17 protein-coding genes and 1 pseudogene are annotated in these 17,277 nt (G+C 74.4%); 4 read left to right on the plus strand and 14 right to left on the minus strand.

Annotation, left to right across the window (positions count from 1 at the left end):
• Positions 1-3 precede the first annotated feature (3 nt).
• The 8 genes and pseudogenes from UXQ13_RS05545 to rimP all read right to left on the minus strand — a co-directional run bounded on the left by UXQ13_RS05545 (position 4) and on the right by rimP (position 6,410).
• Complete coding sequence (locus UXQ13_RS05545) at positions 4-282, minus strand: hypothetical protein (protein WP_225234982.1); 279 nt, start codon at positions 280-282, stop codon at positions 4-6.
• A complete protein-coding gene (gene rbfA / locus UXQ13_RS05550; protein WP_336391901.1) occupies positions 279-818 on the minus strand; it encodes a 30S ribosome-binding factor RbfA in 540 nt (179 codons plus the stop codon). Before rbfA ends, UXQ13_RS05545 begins: the two co-directional genes overlap by 4 nt.
• A 12-nt stretch (positions 819-830) precedes the next feature.
• Entirely contained in the window at positions 831-1,127 is a 297-nt protein-coding gene (locus UXQ13_RS05555) for a DUF503 domain-containing protein (protein ID WP_336391902.1), read from the minus strand.
• Positions 1,128-1,190: 63 nt separating this feature from the next.
• A complete protein-coding gene (gene infB / locus UXQ13_RS05560) occupies positions 1,191-3,026 on the minus strand; it encodes a translation initiation factor IF-2 (RefSeq protein ID WP_225234979.1) in 1,836 nt (611 codons plus the stop codon).
• Positions 3,027-4,001: 975 nt separating this feature from the next.
• A pseudogene (locus UXQ13_RS05565) lies at positions 4,002-4,145 on the minus strand (translation initiation factor IF-2 N-terminal domain-containing protein); the annotation flags it as partial.
• Positions 4,146-4,207: 62 nt separating this feature from the next.
• Complete coding sequence (locus UXQ13_RS05570) at positions 4,208-4,570, minus strand: YlxR family protein (protein ID WP_336391903.1); 363 nt, start codon at positions 4,568-4,570, stop codon at positions 4,208-4,210.
• 8 nt (positions 4,571-4,578) lie between these two features.
• The gene (nusA, locus tag UXQ13_RS05575) at positions 4,579-5,730 is read right to left on the minus strand and encodes a transcription termination factor NusA (protein ID WP_225234976.1); all 1,152 of its coding nucleotides are present in this window, start codon (positions 5,728-5,730) and stop codon (positions 4,579-4,581) included.
• Positions 5,727-6,410, minus strand: coding sequence for a ribosome maturation factor RimP (gene rimP / locus UXQ13_RS05580; protein ID WP_336391904.1), 684 nt, complete (start codon positions 6,408-6,410; stop codon positions 5,727-5,729). Before rimP ends, nusA begins: the two co-directional genes overlap by 4 nt.
• Positions 6,411-6,592: 182 nt before the next feature.
• Here rimP and UXQ13_RS05585 point away from each other — a divergent pair, with 182 nt between their 5' ends.
• Genes UXQ13_RS05585 through UXQ13_RS05595 form a run of 3 tightly spaced genes read left to right on the plus strand, consistent with a single transcriptional unit; the run spans position 6,593 to position 9,083 of the window.
• Complete coding sequence (locus tag UXQ13_RS05585; protein WP_336391905.1) at positions 6,593-7,090, plus strand: hypothetical protein; 498 nt, start codon at positions 6,593-6,595, stop codon at positions 7,088-7,090.
• The gene (locus tag UXQ13_RS05590) at positions 7,087-7,587 is read left to right on the plus strand and encodes a ferritin-like domain-containing protein (RefSeq protein ID WP_336391906.1); all 501 of its coding nucleotides are present in this window, start codon (positions 7,087-7,089) and stop codon (positions 7,585-7,587) included. The genes UXQ13_RS05585 and UXQ13_RS05590 overlap by 4 nt, the downstream gene beginning before the upstream one ends.
• Positions 7,588-7,625: 38 nt before the next feature.
• Positions 7,626-9,083, plus strand: coding sequence for an Nramp family divalent metal transporter (locus UXQ13_RS05595; RefSeq protein ID WP_336391907.1), 1,458 nt, complete (start codon positions 7,626-7,628; stop codon positions 9,081-9,083).
• Here the strand turns inward: UXQ13_RS05595 and UXQ13_RS05600 are convergent.
• From UXQ13_RS05600 to dxr, 5 genes are read right to left on the minus strand one after another with little or no spacing between them, the layout of a single operon-like run.
• Positions 9,080-10,996: a penicillin-binding transpeptidase domain-containing protein gene (locus UXQ13_RS05600; protein WP_336391908.1), complete on the minus strand. Its 1,917-nt coding sequence runs from the start codon at positions 10,994-10,996 to the stop codon at positions 9,080-9,082. The genes UXQ13_RS05595 and UXQ13_RS05600 overlap by 4 nt on opposite strands.
• Before the next feature lie 31 nt (positions 10,997-11,027).
• Positions 11,028-11,885 (minus strand): GNAT family N-acetyltransferase, encoded by an 858-nt coding sequence (locus tag UXQ13_RS05605; RefSeq protein ID WP_336391909.1) that lies wholly within the window; start codon positions 11,883-11,885, stop codon positions 11,028-11,030.
• A 4-nt stretch (positions 11,886-11,889) separates the two neighbouring features.
• Positions 11,890-13,044 carry a flavodoxin-dependent (E)-4-hydroxy-3-methylbut-2-enyl-diphosphate synthase gene (gene ispG / locus UXQ13_RS05610; protein WP_225234969.1) on the minus strand — a complete coding sequence of 385 codons (1,155 nt, stop codon included), beginning with the start codon at positions 13,042-13,044 and terminating at the stop codon, positions 11,890-11,892.
• Positions 13,045-13,059: 15 nt separating this feature from the next.
• On the minus strand, positions 13,060-14,520 hold the full coding sequence (locus tag UXQ13_RS05615) for a M50 family metallopeptidase (RefSeq protein WP_225234968.1): 1,461 nt from the start codon (positions 14,518-14,520) through the stop codon (positions 13,060-13,062).
• Positions 14,450-15,646, minus strand: a complete 1,197-nt coding sequence (gene dxr / locus UXQ13_RS05620) for a 1-deoxy-D-xylulose-5-phosphate reductoisomerase (RefSeq protein WP_336391910.1) — start codon at positions 15,644-15,646, stop codon at positions 14,450-14,452. Before dxr ends, UXQ13_RS05615 begins: the two co-directional genes overlap by 71 nt.
• A 66-nt stretch (positions 15,647-15,712) precedes the next feature.
• Here dxr and UXQ13_RS05625 point away from each other — a divergent pair, with 66 nt between their 5' ends.
• A complete protein-coding gene (locus tag UXQ13_RS05625) occupies positions 15,713-16,030 on the plus strand; it encodes a DUF2631 domain-containing protein (protein WP_225234966.1) in 318 nt (105 codons plus the stop codon).
• A gap of 44 nt (positions 16,031-16,074) precedes the next feature.
• On the opposite strand, the gene rlmN is transcribed toward UXQ13_RS05625, so the two are convergent.
• Positions 16,075-17,274 (minus strand): dual-specificity RNA methyltransferase RlmN, encoded by a 1,200-nt coding sequence (rlmN, locus tag UXQ13_RS05630; RefSeq protein WP_336391911.1) that lies wholly within the window; start codon positions 17,272-17,274, stop codon positions 16,075-16,077.
• Positions 17,275-17,277 lie beyond the last annotated feature (3 nt).

The raw sequence follows: 17,277 nt of genomic DNA on the forward strand, positions 1-17,277 counted from the left end.
GGATCAGCTGTCGGTCGGGCCGGACGAGGCGTGCGGGACCTCGTCGGGCTCCTCGCCGGGCGAGCCGCCGGCGACCGGGATGGGCGGGCCGCCGTCGGTGGGCTCGTCGGCGGCGATGGAGGCCGCGTTCGGGTCGGTGGCCGGGTCGGCGGAGCCGGCCTCGCCGTCCCGACCGCCCGCGGTGGGGTCACGCCGGTCCCCCGGCACGGTCCGACCACCCAGGGTCGAGCCCGGCTGGTCCTCCTGCGGGGTGTTCGGGTCGGGGTCGACCGCCTCGGTCACGGGGTGCTCCTCTGCCGGTGGGTGTCGAGCTCGTCGTCGGCCGGGACGCCGCCGTCGGCGGTGCCGTCGGTGACGTCGTCGGTGGTGCCCTCGGTGCCGTCGTCGTCCTCGTCGTCGAGGGCGGGCTTGCGGTACGGGTCGGCGTCGCCGGCGTAGGCGGCACCCTCCCGGGCCCGGGCCAGCTCCTCGTCGGCCCGGCGGGCCCGCTCGAGGGCCTCCTCGAGCTCGCGGGCGGTGTCCGGGACGACGTCGGCGATGAACTCCAGCGTGGGGACGAACTTGATGCCGGTCTGCTTGCCGACCGTGGAGCGCAGCACCCCCGTCGCGCTGGCCAGCGCCGCCGCGGAGTCGGCGACGGCCTCGGCGTCGCCGTACACGGTGTAGAACAGCGTGGCCTCGCGCAGGTCGCTGGTCACCCGCGAGTCGGTGATGGTGACCATCCCCAGCCGGGGGTCCTTGATCTGCATCTCGATCGTGGCGGAGACGATCTGGCGGATGCGCACCGCCAGCTTCCGTGCACGGGCCGCGTCGGCCATAGCGAGGACCTCTCAGGAATCGGTGTCGCTGATCAGTTGTCGGTGGGTGGCCAGCAGGGTCACCTCGGGCCGTTCGGCCAGCATCCGTTCGCACGCGTCCAGGACGTCGGTCACCTGCCTGGCCTCGCCGGCCACGGTGGCGACCCCGACCTGCACGCGGCGGTGCAGGTCTTGGTCGCCGACCTCCGCCGCCGCGACGGCGAAGCGGCGCCGCAGCTCGGCCACGATCGGCTTCACCACGGCGCGCTTGCCCTTCAGCGAGTGCACGTCACCGAGCAGCAGGTCAGCGGTCAGCGAACCGGTGAACAACCGAACCTCCCGGTGGACGTGCGGGAGGGACCCCGCTGCCCGGAGGCAGCGGGGTCCCGTCCGTCAGGCGCGGGGCTTCTCGCGCAGCTCGAACGTCTCGATGACGTCCTCGGGCTTGATGTCGTTGAACGACCCCAGCCCGATGCCGCACTCGTAGCCCTCGCGGACCTCGGTCGCGTCGTCCTTGAAGCGGCGGAGCGAGTCGACCGACAGGTTGTCGGCGACGACCGCACCGTCGCGGATGAGCCGGGCCTTGCTGTTGCGCACGATCGTGCCGCTGCGCACCAGCGAACCCGCGACGTTGCCGATCTTGGGCACCCGGAAGACCTCGCGGACCTCCGCGCGGCCCAGCTGGACCTCTTCGTAGATCGGCTTGAGCATGCCCTTGAGCGCGGCCTCGATCTCCTCGATGGCCTGGTAGATGACCGAGTAGTACCGGACGTCCACGCCTTCGCGGTTGGCGAGCTCGGTGGCCTGGCCCTCGGCCCGGACGTTGAAGCCCAGGACGATGACGTCGTCGGCCAGCGCCAGGTCGATGTCGCTCTTGGTGATCCCGCCGACGCCGCGGTGGATGACCCGCAGCGACAGGTCGTCGTCGACCTCGATCTTCATGAGCGCCTCTTCCAGCGCCTCGACGGTGCCGGAGTTGTCGCCCTTGATGATCAGGTTGAGCTCGCGGCTCTCCTTGAGGGCTGCGTCCAGGTCCTCGAGGCTGATCCGCTTGCGCGCCGAGGCGTTCTGCGCGTTGCGGATCCGGGCCTGGCGGCGGTCGGCGATCTGCCGGGCCGTGCGGTCCTCCTCGACGACGAGGAACGTGTCGCCGGCGCGGGGCACCGAGGTGAGACCCACGACCTGCACGGGGCGGGCCGGCAGGGCCTCCTTCAGCTTGTTGCCGTGCTCGTCGAGCAGCGACCGGACGCGACCGTAGGCGTCGCCGGCCACGATCGAGTCGCCGACGCGGAGCGTGCCGCGCTGGACCAGGACCGTGGCGACGGGGCCCCGACCCTTGTCCAGCTTGCCCTCGATGACGACGCCCTGCGGGTCCTGCTCGGTGTTCGCGCGCAGGTCCAGCGACGCATCGGCGGTCAGCAGCACCGCGGCCTCGAGGTCCTCCAGGCCGGTGCGCGCCGTCGCCGAGACGTCGACAAACATCGTCTCGCCGCCGTACTCCTCGGCGACCAGGCCGTACTCGGTGAGCTGCTGGCGGATCTTGGCGGGGTTGGCCCCCTCCTTGTCCACCTTGTTCACCGCGACCACGATCGGCACCTGGGCGGCCTGGGCGTGGTTGAGCGCCTCGACCGTCTGGGGCATGACGCCGTCGTCGGCGGCCACGACCAGCACCACGATGTCGGTCACCTTGGCGCCACGGGCACGCATCGCGGTGAACGACTCGTGACCCGGGGTGTCGATGAAGGTGATCGGCCGCTCGACGCCGTCCAGCTCGGTGACGATCTGGTAGGCGCCGATGTGCTGGGTGATGCCACCGGCCTCCTTCGCCACGACGTTCGTGTTGCGGAGGGCGTCCAGCAGCTTGGTCTTGCCGTGGTCGACGTGACCCATGACCGTGACGACCGGCGGACGCCAGTCCCAGTCGGTCTCGTCGCCCTCCTCGTCGCCGAAGGTGAGGTCGAAGGTCTCGAGGAGCTCGCGGTCCTCGTCCTCGGGGCTCACGACCTGGATGACCCAGTCGATCTCGGCACCGAGGAGCTGGAGCGTGTCCTCGTTCACCGACTGCGTGGCGGTGACCATCTCGCCCAGGTGGAACAGGGCGGTCACCAGCGCGGCCGGCTGCGCGTCGATCCGCTCGGCGAGGTCGGTCAGCGAGGCACCGCGGGGCAGCCGGACGGTCTGCCCGTTGCCGCGGGGCAGGCTGACGCCACCCATCGAGGGCGCCGACATGGAGTCGAACTCCTGACGCCGCTGCTTCTTGCTCTTGCGCCCGCGGACGGGTCCGCGACCACCGGGACGCCCGAAGGCACCCGCGGTACCGGCACCGGAGCCACCGCGACCACGGCCGCGACCGCCACCACCGGGACGGAAACCGCCCGCGGGAGCGCCGCCGCCACCGGGGGCACCGCCACCGCCACCGGGGCGGAAGCCGCCACCGGCACCGGGGGCACCCGGACGGCCACGGCCACCGGGGGCACCGGGACGACCGGCAGCCCGGCCGGGCATCATGCCCGGGCTGGGACGCTGCGGCATCATGCCCGGGTTGGGGCGCGGTCCACCGGGACCGGCAGCCGGACGCGGGCCACCGGGGCCCGACGGCGGACGGGGCCCACCGGCACCGGGGGCCGGACGGGGACCGCCCTGGCCCGGGGCACCCTGCGCGGGCGCGCTGCCGCCGGGGGCCTGACCGCCGGGGCGGCCGGGCGCGGCGGGACGCGGCGCACTGCTGAAGGGGTTGTTGCCCGGCCGCGGGGCCGGACGGGGGCCGGGCCGCGGAGCGGCACCGCCGGGGCGCGGGGCGCCCTGGCCGGGACCGGCCTGGGTGGGCGCCGAGCCGCCGGGGGCAGCCGGCCGGGGGGCACCCGGACGCGGAGCACCCTGGCCCGGCGCACCCTGGCCCGGACGGGTCTGGGTGGAGGGGGCCTGGGCAGCCGGAGCCTGGGCAGCCGGCGCCTGCGCGGCGGGTGCCTGGGCTGCGGGGGCCTGCGGGGCCGGGGCCTGCCGCGGGCCGGGCCGCGGGGCAGCACCCGGCGGGCGGCCCACCGGACGGGGTCCGGGGGCAGGGGTCGAGACAGCCGGAGCTGCGGGGGGCGCGGACTGCGCCGGCGCGGTCGGGGCACTGGCCGCCGGGGCCGCAGGCGCCGGGGCGGCCGGGCGCGGGGCGGGCCGGGGACCTGGGGTCGGCGTCGTGGACCCGTAGGCCTCGCGCAGACGGCGGGCCACGGGGGCCTCGACGGTGGACGATGCGGACTTCACGAACTCGCCCTGCTCCTTGAGCTTGGCGAGTACGGCCTTGCTGTCGACACCGAGCTCTTTAGCGAGCTCGTGTACGCGGGCTTTGCCTGGCACGGGTCTCCTCAGTGGTGAGGCCGGCGGCTAGCCCGCTCGACCTCGTCGTCAGTGGTACATGGTCATCGGTGCGACTTCACGGGTGGGTCATCCGAGGACGTCCTGCTCTCGACGAGCGGACCGGCCGGGTGCCGGTCCGACGGTTGGTGCTGTGCACTGCCGGTCCGCGCCGGGTCGACGTGGTCCTGCAGCGGTCCGGTCTCCAGCGGGGCGCTGACGCGCAGCGCCCGCGGGAAGGCCCGACGCCGATCCGCTGCGCGCAGGCACTCGGGGGTGGGGTGCACGGAGGCACCCCGTCCCGGGAGCCGCCGGGCGGGGTCCGGGGTGAGCCGGGAGTCCCGCACGACGACGCGCAGCAGTTCGGTGACCGGGGCGCGTCGTCGGCAGCCCACACAGGTGCGGACAGGGATCGGCGTCTCGGCCATCGACGAGTCTAGCGCGCCGACGGCCCGCGGTGTTCCGGCCGTCGGACGGGACCCCCGCGGGCGTCCCGCGGGCCGCCGCGCTGGGGGCCACCCCGACCGGGCAGGCCACCGGTCTCCCCCGCCGGCCGCGGGGCCGAGCGGAGCGGGGCCCGGCCGACGCCCGGGGACACGGTGTCCTCGGACTCGGGCTGGGCGTCGCTGCGGATGTCGATCCGGCAGCCGGTCAGGCGGGCGGCCAGGCGGGCGTTCTGGCCCTCCTTGCCGATGGCCAGCGACAGCTGGTAGTCCGGGACGACGACGCGCACCGCGCGGGCGGCCGGGTCGACCACCCGGGCGCTCGTCACCCGGGCCGGGGACAGCGCGGAGGCGACGAAGGTGGCCTCGTCGTCCGACCAGTCCACGATGTCGATCTTCTCGCCGTGCAGCTCGCTCATCACGTTGCGCACCCGCTGGCCCATCGGGCCGATGCAGGAGCCCTTCGCGTTCAGCCCGGGCACCGAGGTGCGGACGGCGATCTTCGAGCGGTGACCGGCCTCGCGGGCGACCGCCACGATCTCGACGCTGCCGTCGGCGATCTCGGGGACCTCGAGGGCGAACAGCTTGCGCACCAGGTTGGGGTGGCTGCGGGAGATGGTGACCTGCGGCCCGCGGAACGTGCGGGCGACCGACACGACGTAGGCCTTCAGCCGGCTGCCGTGCGGGTAGGTCTCGCCCGGGACCTGCTCGGTGGAGGGCAGGTTCGCCTCCACCTTGCCGATGTCCAGCAGGACGGTGCCCTCGCTGTTGCGGCGCTCGTGGGCCTGGACGACGCCGCCGACGATGTCGCCCTCCTTGCCGATGTACTCGCCGAAGGTCTTCTCGTGCTCGGCGTCGCGCAGCCGCTGCACGATGACCTGCTTGGCGGTGCTGGCCGCGATCCGGCCGAAGTCGGTGGGGGTGTCGTCCCACTCGTGCACGACCTCGCCGTCCTCGCCCAGCTCCTGGGCCAGCACGGCGACCTCGCCGCTCTTGCGGTCGATCTGCACGCGGACGTGCTTGGCGGCACCCTCGGCGTGCCGGTAGGCGGTGACCAGCGCGGTCTCGATCGCCTGCAGCACGGTGTCGGCCGGGATGCCCTTCTCGCGCTCGACCGCCTTGAGGGCGGTCACGTCGATGTTCACTGTCTCTCCTGGTCCTGGTCCTGGGCCGCGTCGGCGGCCCCGTCGTGCGCGTCGTCCTGCTCGTCTGTGCCGTCGTCCAGCTCGTCGACGTCGTCGGCGGTGAGCGGCTCGTCGTCGTCGTCCGCGGGTCCCTCGTGCACCAGGTGCTCGTCGCGGTGGCCGGCCGGGCGGTTGAACTCGACCTGCACCCGGCCCTCGCCGAGCTCGTCCCAGCCCAGCGTGCGGTCGCCGGCGGCCTTGCGGACCTGGCCCTTCTTGGCCCCGCCCTTCTCGACCGCCAGGGTCACGCCCTCGGCGTCGTCGACCGACACGACCCGGCCCAGCACCTCGGCGCCGCCGACGCTGGTGGTGACCAGCCGGCCGACGTTGCGCCGCCAGTGCCGGGGCAGGGTCAGCGGCCGGTCCACGCCGGGGCTGGTGACCTCCAGGACGTAGGGCGAGCGGCCCGGGTCGTCGTCCTGGACGTCGAGCACGTCGGACAGCGCGCGGCTGACCTCGGCGACGTCGTCCAGGCTCACGCCGCTGTCCCGGTCCACGACGACCCGCACCACCGACCGGGTGCCGGCGGCCCGGACGTCGAGGTCCTCGAGGTCGTAGCCGGCGGCGGTGACCACCGGGGTGAACCAGCCGGTGAGCCGCTGGGCGGCGACGGGACCGGAGCGGGAGCCGGACGTGGACACCGGGGGCCTCCTCGGGCGGGCTGGTGGCGGACCGGTGCGCGTCCCGGGCGGACCGGGGAGCGGGCACCGGACGCGGCGACGGTCGCGGGGAGCCGCGACGGAAGCCCCACGGTACCGCCCGCGGGCCCGCTCCCGGCCCGGCGGGCGTGCCCGGCCCCGGGGCTGCTGCCAGGATGTGCCCGATGTCCACCCGCCCCGTCCACCCGGCCGCCGCGGGCACGCTGTCCCGCCGGTCGCTGCTGGTCGCCGCCGGGGCCCTCCCGCTGCTGGCGGTGGTCGCCGGGTGCACCGACGCCCCGCCCGGCGCCGACGCCGTCACCCCGGCCCAGGTGGACCAGCTCGCCGAGCAGGTGGCGGTGCAGGAGCAGCTGGTGGCCGCCTACGCCACCGCGTTCACCGCGGCGCCGGACCTGGCGGCCGCGGCCACCGCGCTGGCCGACCAGGCGCAGGCCCAGCTCGACCGGCTGCGGGCGGCGGCCCCCTCGGTCACCGGGTCGGCGACCCCCTCGGGCGGGACGGCGCCGGCGGCGACGGGCGACCCCCGGGCGGACCTGCGCGCCCAGGTCGCCGCGGCGGCGCAGTCGCACGCCACCGCCTGCCTGGACTTCACCGGCGCCCGGGCGGCCCTGCTGGGCAGCATCGCCGCCGGGCTGCGCGGCCAGGACGGGCAGCTGGCATGACCTCCCCGTCCCCCTCCCCCGCGTCCACGTCCTCCTCCGACGACGGCGAGGCCGGGTCCGCCCGCGCCGAGACCGCCGCGCTGCAGGAGGCGCTGGCCGCCGAGCACGCCGCCGTCTGGGGCTACGGCACCGTCGGCGCGGCCCTGGCCGGTGCCGACCGCACCCCGGTCGTCGCGGCCGCCGAGTCCCACCGCGACCTGCGGGACCAGGTGGCCGCCGTGCTGACCGCACGGGGCGCCGACCCGGTGCCGACACAGGCGGCCTACCAGCTGCCGTTCCCGGTGCTGTCCGCCGTCGACGCCGCCCGGTTGGCGGTCACCCTGGAGGAGGGCACGACGTCGGCCTGGGTCTGGGTCCTGGACCAGGCCGCCGAGCGCTCCGTGCGCGAGACCGCCGTGGCCGCCGCCTGCGCCGCGGAGGTGCGCGCGGTGTCCTGGCGGCCGCAGGCCGGGGTCACCCCGGTGACGACGGCGACCCCGGGCCTGCCCGCGGCCTGAACCTGCGAGCCGGCTGTGCGGCCCCGATGATCGGCGGCATGGCCGAGCCCGAGACCGACCCCCTCGCCGCCCAGGAACCCGGACGCCGGTTCCCCACCGCCCGGGGTGCCCTGCCCCTGCCGGGGACCGCCGACCTGCCCGAGCCCCGGCCGCTGCGGAAGGTCCTGGGCCCCGGCGTCATCGGCGCGGGCATCGGGCTGGCGTCGGGTGAGTTCGTGCTCTACCCCTACATCGCCAGCGAGGTCGGGCTGTCGTTCCTGTGGGCGGCGTTCGTCGGGGTGACCCTGCAGCTGTTCATCAACATGGAGATCGAGCGGTACACCCTGGCCACCGGGGAGACGGCGCTGACCGGGTTCTCCCGGCTGTGGCGGCACTGGGGCCTGGTCTTCGGGCTGCTGACGATCCTGGCCAACCTGTGGCCCGGGTGGGCGACCAGCTCGGCCACGGTGCTGACCTACGCGGTCGGCGGCGGGGACGTCACCCTCATCGCCCTGCTGATGCTGGGCTCGATCGGGCTGGTGCTGACGCTGTCGCCGGTGGTCTACACCGCCGTGGAGCGGATCGAGTTCGTCAAGGTCGGCGCGGTGCTGGCGTTCATCGTGATCGCGTTCGTCGCCGTCGTGGGGGCCGACGACGTGGCCGAGACCCGCCGGGTCGTCACCGACTTCGGGTCGGTGCCCAGCCAGCTCGGCCTGGCGCTGGTGCTGGGCGCGCTGGCGTTCGCCGGCGGGGGCGGCGGGCAGAACCTGGTGCAGAGCAACTGGATCCGGGACAAGGGCTTCGGCATGGGTGCCCGGATCCCCCGCCTGGTCTCCCCCGTCACCGGCGAGGACCAGGCGAAGCCGTCCACGGGCTTCCTGTTCCCGGCCACGCCGGAGAACCTGCGGCGCTGGAAGGGCTGGTGGCGGGTCGCCAACACCGAGCAGATGGTCAGCTTCTGGTTCCTGACCTGGCTGACCATCTCGGCGACGTCGGTCATCGCCTACGCCACGGTGTTCGGCGCCGACACCCCCGGCAACGACATCAGCTTCCTGCAGACCGAGGGCCAGGTGCTCACCGACACCGTGGGCAGCTGGTTCGGCACGTTCTTCTGGTGGATCGGCGCGGTGTCGCTGTACGCGGCCGCCCTGGGCATCTGCGACTACACAGCCCGGCTGGTGGCCGACACCGTCAAGGTGACCTACCTGGCCGGGTCGCAGCGCTGGAGCGAGAGCCGGATCTACTCCACCGTCGTCTGGGGCCTGCTCGTCGTCGGCGCCGTGGTGCTGCTGTCCGGCTTCGACCAGCCGCTGGTGCTGCTGGTGATCAGCTCCGTGGTCGGCGGCTTCATGATGTTCGTCTACTCGATCCTGCTGATCCGCCTCAACCGGACCGCGCTGCCGAAGGCCATCCGGGTGCGCGGCTACCGCCTGGTCGTGATGGTCGTCGCGGTCCTGGTCTTCGGCGGCATCTCGGCGGTCATCATCGGCAACCAGGTGCTCAACCCCGGCGGTTAGCCCAGCCCGGCGAGGAAGGCGTCGGCCACCTGGACGGCGACGCTGCTGGACTGCCCGGCCTCCACCAGGACGGCGAAGGCGATGTCGCCCTGCGGCCCGCCGAGCTGGTAGCCGACGAACCAGCCGTGCGAGTCCGGCGGCGTGTTCGTGCCGAACTCGGCGGTGCCGGTCTTGCCGTAGACCTCGCCCTGCCCGGCCAGCCCGGTCGCCGTCCCGGAGAGCACCACCTGGCGCATCATCGGCCGCAGCTGGTCCAGCACCGCCTGGCCCGGGCCGGCCGGCGCGGCACCGGCCGGGTCGGCGCCGACCACCTCGACCGGCGCGGCCGGGGTGCCGCTGGCGATGCCCGCGGCCACCAGGGCCAGCTGCGCGGGGCTCATGAGCACCTCGCCCTGGCCGATGGCGTCGGCGGCCTTCGTCGTTCCCGTGCTGGTCGCCGGCACGCTGCCGGAGAAGATGCCGACCGGCAGCTGCCAGTCGGTGCCCACCCCGTAGCTCGCCGCCGCCGCGCTGAGCGCGTCGTCGGGCAGCGTCAGGCCCTGCTGGATGAAGGTGGTGTTGCACGACTGCGCGAAGGCCTCGGTGAACGGCACGGTGCCCAGGTCGAACTGGTCCTCGTTCTCGAACTCGCGCCCGTCGACGGTGGTGGTGCCCGGGCAGGCGACCGCGGTGTCGGGGGTGACCGCGCCGGCCTGCAGCAGGGCGGTCGCGGTGATCGTCTTCATGCTCGAGCCGGGCGGGAACTGCCCGCTCAGCGCGTTCGCCGGGTTGGCGGCCGCGTTCGAGCTCACCGCCAGGACCTCGCCGGTGCCCGGGCGCACCACCACGACGTGGGTGGCCAGGGACTGCCCGGCGACCGCGGCGTCGGCCGCGGACTGGATCGCCGGGACCAGCGGCACCTGCACCGGCGTGCCGGGCACCGGGTCGACCGAGCCCACGACCGTGCCGGTGTCGCCGGTGCTGGTGTCCAGGCTGATCACGGACACCGTGAAGCCGGCGGTGCCGGTGAGCTGCTCCTGGTAGGCGCGCTGCAGCCCGGACAGGCCCAGGGAGTCCCCGGCGGCGTAGAGCGGCTGGCCGTCCTCGCCGGGGGTCTCCTCGATCGCCTCGGCGGTGGCGTCGCCGACCCGGCCCAGCAGGGCGGCGCCGAACTGCGCGGTGGGGGCCAGCACGCGGGTGGAGGTCGGGAAGACCGCCCCGGGCAGGTCGAACACCTGGGCCCGGATGGCCTCGAAGTCCGGACGGCGCAGGGTGATCACCGGGACGAACTGGCCCTCGCCCGCGGCCTCGACGTCGGTGGTGATGGTGGCCGGGTCGATGCCGGTGGCCGCGCCCAGCGCCGCGGCCAGCGTCGGCAGGTCGGTGACCTGGGCCTTGTCGACGCCGACGTTCACCACCTCGGTCTCGGTGAACAGCGGGGCGCCGGAGGCGTCGGTGATCGCGGCCCGCTCGGGCAGGGCCCGCGACAGCTGCAGGTGCTGGCCCACTCCCAGCTCCGGGTGCACCACGGTGGGCTCGGCGACGACCTGCCAGTCGGCATCGGCGTCGGCCCGGGTGAGGTCGAGGGTGGCCGTGTAGGTCCAGTCGGGGGCCGCCGCGAGGTCCCAGGTCGCCGTCCACCCGGCGGTGGCGGCGGTCTCGTCGTCCCCGGTGACCGTCACCTCGCCGAGGTCGGCGGCCAGGGTGGCGTCGGGCAGGTCGGTGGCGGTCTGCTGCAGCAGCGCGGTGGTCGTGGCCGGGTCGTCGGTGTCGCCGGCCGCGCCCTCGAGGTCCCCGCCGGTCCAGGCGTCCAGGAACGCCTGCGCGGCCGACCGGGCGCCGTCGGCGGGGTCGTCGGAGGAGCAGGCGGCCAGCACCGGCACGGCCAGCAGGGCCGTCGTCACCAGCAGGACCGCGCCCCGTCGTGTGCTCACCCCTGCACTCTGGCACGGGACCCCGACGGTCCTAGAAGAGCACCGACGCGTACGTGCCGGCGTCGCGGAAGCCCACCCGGTGGTAGGCCGCGCGGGCCGCGGCGTTGAAGTCGTTGACGTACAGGCTGACCACCGGGGCGATGGACCGGCGGGCGTACTCGACGACCGCGGCGGTGCCCGCCTGGCCGATCCCCCGGCCGCGGTGCTCGGGGGCCACCCACACGCCCTGCACCTGGCAGGCCCGGCGGGAGACCGCGCCCACCTCGGCCTTGAACACCACGGCGCCGTCCTCGATCCAGGCCAGGGACTGACCGGCCCGCACCAGCTCGGTGACCCGGGCCCGGTAGCCGGCGCCGCCGTCCACCCGCAGCGGGCTCACCCCGACCTCCTCGGTGAACATCGCGATGGCCGCCGGGAGCAGGGTCTCCAGCTGGGCCAGCCGGACCGGGCGGACCCGGGTGTCGGCGGCCACCAGCGGGGGCCCGTCGATGGCCAGCAGGGGCTGCCGCGGCCGGATGTCGCGGGCAGGACCCCAGTGCGGGGCCAGCCGGTCCCACAGCGGGGCGACGGCGGCCACCGGGCCGACGATGGTCGAGCACCGTCGGCCGGCCCGTCGGGCGCGGTCGGCGAAGGCCCGGGCGGCCTCGACCTCGGTGCCCGGCCGGGCGAACGGGATCAGGTTCGCCCCGGCCAGGCAGACCGCGTCCAGCCGGCCCGGCGCCCCCACGCCCCACAGCGGGGCGCCCAGCGACGCCGGGTCCACGCCGTGGGTCTCGACCCGGCCGGCGAGCATGCAGGTGGCCACCGGGTCGGTGTCCAGCAGCTCGCGCACCGCCCGCTCGTCGGAGGCGTCCAGCACCCGGGCGGCCCGGGCGCCCAGCACGGTCACCGGGTCAGGAGACGCTGACGGTGGGCGCGCCGGAGGCCACGCCCGCGTCGGCCTGCTGCTCGGCGATCCGGAACGCCTCCTCGATGAGGGTCTCCACGATCATCGACTCGGGCACGGTCTTGACGACCTCGCCCTTGACGAAGATCTGGCCCTTGCCGTTGCCGGAGGCCACACCCAGGTCGGCCTCGCGGGCCTCGCCGGGGCCGTTGACGACGCAGCCCATGACGGCCACGCGCAGCGGGATCTCCATGCCCTCGAGCCCGGCGGTGACCTCGTCGGCCAGCTTGTAGACGTCGACCTGGGCGCGCCCGCACGACGGGCAGGACACGATCTCCAGCCGGCGCGGCTTGAGGTTCAGCGACTCCAGGATCTGCAGGCCGACCTTGACCTCCTCGACCGGGGGCGCGGACAGCGAGACGCGGATGGTGTCGCCGATGCCCTGGCTCAGCAGCGCGCCGAAGGCCACGGCGGACTTGATCGTGCCCTGGAACTGCGGACCGGCCTCGGTCACGCCCAGGTGCAGCGGGTAGTCGCACTGCTGGGCCAGCAGCTCGTAGGCCCGCACCATGACGACCGGGTCGTTGTGCTTGACCGAGATCTTGATGTCGCGGAAGTCGTGCTCCTCGAACAGCGAGCACTCCCACAGCGCGGACTCCACCAGCGCCTCGGGGGTGGCCTTGCCGTACTTCTCCAGCAGCCGCTTGTCCAGCGAGCCGGCGTTGACCCCGATCCGGATCGGCGTGCCGTGCTCCTTGGCCGCGCGGGCGATGTCGCCGACCTTGTCGTCGAACTTCTTGATGTTGCCCGGGTTCACCCGGACGGCGGCGCAGCCGGCCTCGATCGCGGCGAACACGTACCGCGGCTGGAAGTGGATGTCGGCGATGACCGGGATCTGCGACTTCTTGGCGATGATCGGCAGCGCCTCGGCGTCGTCGGTGTCCGGGACGGCGACCCGCACGATCTGGCAGCCCGAGGCGGTCAGCTCGGCGATCTGCTGCAGCGTGGCGTTGATGTCGGCGGTCTTGGTCGTGCACATCGACTGCACGCTGACCGGGGAGTCGCTGCCGACGCCGACCCCGCCGACGTCCAGCTGACGGGTCTTGCGTCGCGGGGCCAGGACGGGGGGCGGTGGGGCAGGCATGCCGAGGGAGACGCTCACGATTCCCAGTGTCCTCTACTGCAGCGTGATGGGGTTGACGATGTCGGCCACCAGCAGCAGACCCGACAGCGCGATGAACAAGCCGGCGACCAGGTAGGCCACCGGCATCAGCCGGGCGATGTCGAACGGGCCCGGGTCAGCCTTGCCCCGCATCCTGGCCACGGTGGACCGGGCCTTCTCGTACAGGGCGCCGGCCACGTGCCCGCCGTCCAGCGGGTAGATGGGCAGCAGGTTGAACAGGAACAGCACCAGGTTGACGCTGGCGAGCAGGCCGAGGAAGAAGCTGAGCTTCTCCAGGCCGCTGAACTGGGTGAGGGAGAACACCTCGCCGGAGATGCGGCCGACGCCCACGATGCCGATCGGGCCGTTCTCGTCGCGCTCGTCGCCGAGGAAGGCCGCGCCGAACAGCGCCGGGATGCGCTGCGGGATCTCCAGCAGGCGGTCCACCGAGCGGGCCACGATGTTGCCGAAGTAGGCCGGCACCTCGGTGATCGACTGCCGGGCCAGGGTGTCGGCCGGGCTGACGCCGAGGTAGCCGGCGGTGACCGTGCCCTCGCCGTCCAGGTCGGCCACGGTGTTCGGGATCGGGGTGATCTCGACCTGGCGCTCCTGCCCGTCGCGCTCGACGGTGAGGGTGAGCTGCCGGTCGGGCGCCCCGCGGACGGCGGTCTGCACCGTCGTCCAGGAGTCCCAACCGGTCGGGTCCAGACGCTGGCCGTCGATCGCGGTGATGGTGTCGCCGGGCTCCAGGCCCGCCTCGGCCGCGGGGCTCGCGGCCGGCACGGCGCAGTCCGCCGTCCCCTCCTCGCAGACCTGGCCGGCGTCCGCGCCGGTGGTCACCAGCGGGGTGGAGCAGCGCTGGGCGTCGGTGTAGTCCTGGGTCAGGGTCTCCGCGTTGGACGGGATCACGCAGGCGGGCACCGACGCCAGGGTCGTGGTGAGCACCTGGGTGCCGATCGCGGTGAGCGTGATGGTGAACAGCACGACGGCCAGCAGCAGGTTGTGCAGCGGACCGGCCGACATCACGACCACCCGCTGCCACCAGGGCTTCTTGTAGAAGACCCGGTCGCCGTCGGTGGGCAGGACGTCGTTGAGCGCCGCGCCGCGGACCTCGGCGATGAAGCTGCGCATGCGGGTGGCGCGCTTGCTCTCGCCCGCCTCGGCCGGCGGGATCATGCCGACGATGCGGATGTAGCCGCCCAGCGGGATCCACTTCACGCCGTACTCGGTCTCGCCGCGACGGCGGGAGAACAGGGTCGGCCCGAAGCCGACCATGAACTGCGGCACGCGCATGCCGAACTTCCGCGCCCAGTAGAAGTGGCCGAACTCGTGGAAGCCGATCGAGAACAGCAACCCGGCGAAGAAGGCGACGATCCCCAGGACGGTCAGCAGGAACCCGGTCAGCTCAACCTCCGGCGACGGTGCGGCGGGCGTGCTCCCGGGCCCACCTCTCGGCGGCCAGCACGTCCTCGACACGGGTGGGGACGCCGAGGTCCGGCGCCGCGTCGAGGGTACGCGCGATCGTCTGCACGATCCCTGGGAACGACAGGCGACCCGCCACGAACGCGGCCACCGCCTCCTCGTTGGCCGCGTTGAACACCGCGGGCACCACGCCGCCGGCCTCCCCGGCCGCCCGGGCCAGCCGCACGGCGGGGAACGCCTCGGCGTCCAGCGGGGCGAACTCCCAGGACTGCGCGGCCGACCAGTCCAGGGCCGGCTGCACGTGCGGCAGCCGGTCGGGCCAGGCCAGCGCCAGGGCGATCGGCAGCCGCATGTCCGGCGGGCTGGCCTGGGCGATGGTCGCGCCGTCGGCGAAGGTGACCATCGAGTGCACGATCGACTGCGGGTGGACCACGACGTCGATGTCGGCGTAGGGCACGTCGAAGAGCAGGTGCGCCTCGATCAGCTCCAGGCCCTTGTTGACCAGGGTGGCGCTGTTGATGGTCACCACCGGCCCCATCGCCCACGTCGGGTGGGCCAGGGCCTGCTCGACCGTCACGTCGGTGAGCTCGGCGGCGCTGCGGCCGCGGAAGGGCCCGCCGCTGGCGGTGAGCACCAGCCGGGCCACCTCGCCGCGGGCACCGCCGCGCAGGCACTGGGCCAGCGCGGAGTGCTCGGAGTCCACCGGCACCAGCTGGCCGGGGGCCGCCGCGGCCGTGACCAGGGCGCCGCCGGCGACGAGGGACTCCTTGTTGGCCAGCGCGACGGTGCGCCCGGCACCCAGCGCGGCCAGGGTCGGGCCCAGCCCGATGGAGCCGGTGATGCCGTTGAGGACGACGTCGGCCGGGCGGATCGCCAGCTCCTCGGCGGCGCGGGGGCCGGCCAGGATCTCGGGCAGCCGGTAGTCCCCCGTCGCCCAGCCGCGCTGCTGGGCGGTGGCGTAGAAGGCCAGTTGCAGGTCCTGGGCCGCGGTCGCCGGGGCGACCGCCACCGTGTCGACCCCGAGGGTCAGCGCCTGCTCGGCCAGCAGGGCGATGTCGCTGCCCCCCGCGGCCAGGCCGGTGATCCGGAGACGGTCCGGGTTGGCCCGGGCCACCTCGATCGCCTGGGTGCCGATGGAGCCGGTGGACCCCAGGACGGTGACCGTGCGGGGCTCGCTCATGCGGCCATCCTGGCCGACCCGCCCGGCTGCCGGGTGCGGCGGGTGTGCGCCTGCCATGATGGGGCGGTGAGCGCGAACGACCACCTCGGCCAGCAGACCAGCGCGACCGTCGTCGCCCAGTCCAACCGCGAGGAGGCGATCGTCCGGGCGGGTTCCGAGCCGGTCCACGACATCGACCGCCCCGAGGACTGGGGCTGGCACGGCGAGACCGGCCGCAAGGGCCGCATCGGCGTCTTCGTCGCCGCGCTGGTGCTCTTCTCGATGCAGTTCACCAACCACGAGGGCGACGTCGAGAACATCTGGCTCAACGCCTTCGTCGTCATCCTGCTGGTGATCCTGGTGTGGGACTGGCGCCGCCGGAAGAACGCCTGGCGCTCCAAGTGACCGACCGGCTCCGTCCGCCCCGTGGGCGGACGGAGCCGAGCAGGTCAGTCGTCGGACTCGGCGCCCAGCTCCACGGTGGGCTCGAGCTGCGGCTGGGGCAGGGCCACGCCGGGCACACCGACGTCCTCGCTGGCCGCCAGCTGGCCGCACGCGCCGTCGATGTCCTGGCCCCTCGTGTCGCGCACCGTCGTCGAGACGCCGTGCGCGCGGAGCCGGGCCACGAACTCGCGCTGGGCCGGCAGCGGGCTGGCGTCCCACTGGCTCCCCGGCGTCGGGTTGAGCGGGATCAGGTTCACGTGCGCGAGCCGCTTGGCCAGCCGTGACCCGAGCAGGTCGGCCCGGAAGGGCTGGTCGTTGACGTCCCGGATCAGCGCGTACTCGATGGAGTACCGGCGACCGGTCTTCCGGGCGTAGGCGTCGGCGGCCTCGAGCACCTCGGTGACGTTCCACCGGGTGTTGACCGGCACCAGGGTGTTGCGCAGCTCGTCGTCGGGCGCGTGCAGGCTGACCGCCAGGGTCAGGTTGAGGCCCTCCTCGGTCAGCCGGCGGATCGCCGGGACCAGGCCCACGGTCGACACGGTGACCGAGCGCTGGGCCAGGCCCAGGCCGTAGGGCGCCGGCGCGAGCAGCGCGCCGAGGGTGGTGCGCACCCGGTTGTAGTTCGCCAACGGCTCGCCCATGCCCATGAAGACCACGTTGGACAACCGGCCGGGGCCCCCGGGGATCTCCCCGTTCGCCATCGCCGCGGCCGCCGCGACCGCCTGGCCGATGATCTCGGCCGCGGACAGGTTGCGGGTCAGCCCGCCCTGCCCGGTGGCGCAGAACGGGCAGGCCATGCCGCAGCCGGCCTGGCTGGAGATGCACACGGTGGCCCGGTCGGGGTAGCGCATGAGCACGCTCTCCACCAGGGCGCCGTCGTGCAGCCGCCAGAGGGTCTTGCGGGTCCGGCCGCCGTCCGCGCTCTGGTGCCGGACGACGGTCAGCAGCCCCGGCAGCAGCGCCTCGACGAGCTCGGTGCGGGTCGCCGCCGGCAGGTCGGTCATCGCCGCGGGGTCGGTCACCCCGGCGTAGTAGTGGCGAGCGAGCTGGTCGGCCCGGAAGGCCGGGTGGCCCAGCTCGACGACGGCCGCGCGGGCCTGCTCGCGGGTCAGGTCGGCGAGGTGCCGCGGAGGCTTCACCGCCCGGCGGGGGGCGTCGAAGACCAGGGGCAGCGGGGCCCGGGGAGCGGTGGTTTCAGCAGTCATGAC

This window comes from Klenkia terrae (assembly GCF_037083865.1).
Taxonomy (GTDB): domain Bacteria; phylum Actinomycetota; class Actinomycetes; order Mycobacteriales; family Geodermatophilaceae; genus Klenkia; species Klenkia terrae.

What these genes read in the sequence shown, in the direction of transcription:
- rbfA (WP_336391901.1), bottom strand. Translation starts at nt 818, where the DNA reads ATGGCCGACGCGGCCCGTGCACGGAAGCTGGCGGTGCGCATCCGCCAG.
- infB (WP_225234979.1), bottom strand. Translation starts at nt 3,026, where the DNA reads ATGTCGGCGCCCTCGATGGGTGGCGTCAGCCTGCCCCGCGGCAACGGG.
- UXQ13_RS05570 (WP_336391903.1), bottom strand. Translation starts at nt 4,570, where the DNA reads ATGGCCGAGACGCCGATCCCTGTCCGCACCTGTGTGGGCTGCCGACGA.
- UXQ13_RS05585 (WP_336391905.1), top strand. Translation starts at nt 6,593, where the DNA reads ATGTCCACCCGCCCCGTCCACCCGGCCGCCGCGGGCACGCTGTCCCGC.
- UXQ13_RS05590 (WP_336391906.1), top strand. Translation starts at nt 7,087, where the DNA reads ATGACCTCCCCGTCCCCCTCCCCCGCGTCCACGTCCTCCTCCGACGAC.
- UXQ13_RS05595 (WP_336391907.1), top strand. Translation starts at nt 7,626, where the DNA reads ATGGCCGAGCCCGAGACCGACCCCCTCGCCGCCCAGGAACCCGGACGC.
- dxr (WP_336391910.1), bottom strand. Translation starts at nt 15,646, where the DNA reads ATGAGCGAGCCCCGCACGGTCACCGTCCTGGGGTCCACCGGCTCCATC.
- rlmN (WP_336391911.1), bottom strand. Translation starts at nt 17,274, where the DNA reads ATGACTGCTGAAACCACCGCTCCCCGGGCCCCGCTGCCCCTGGTCTTC.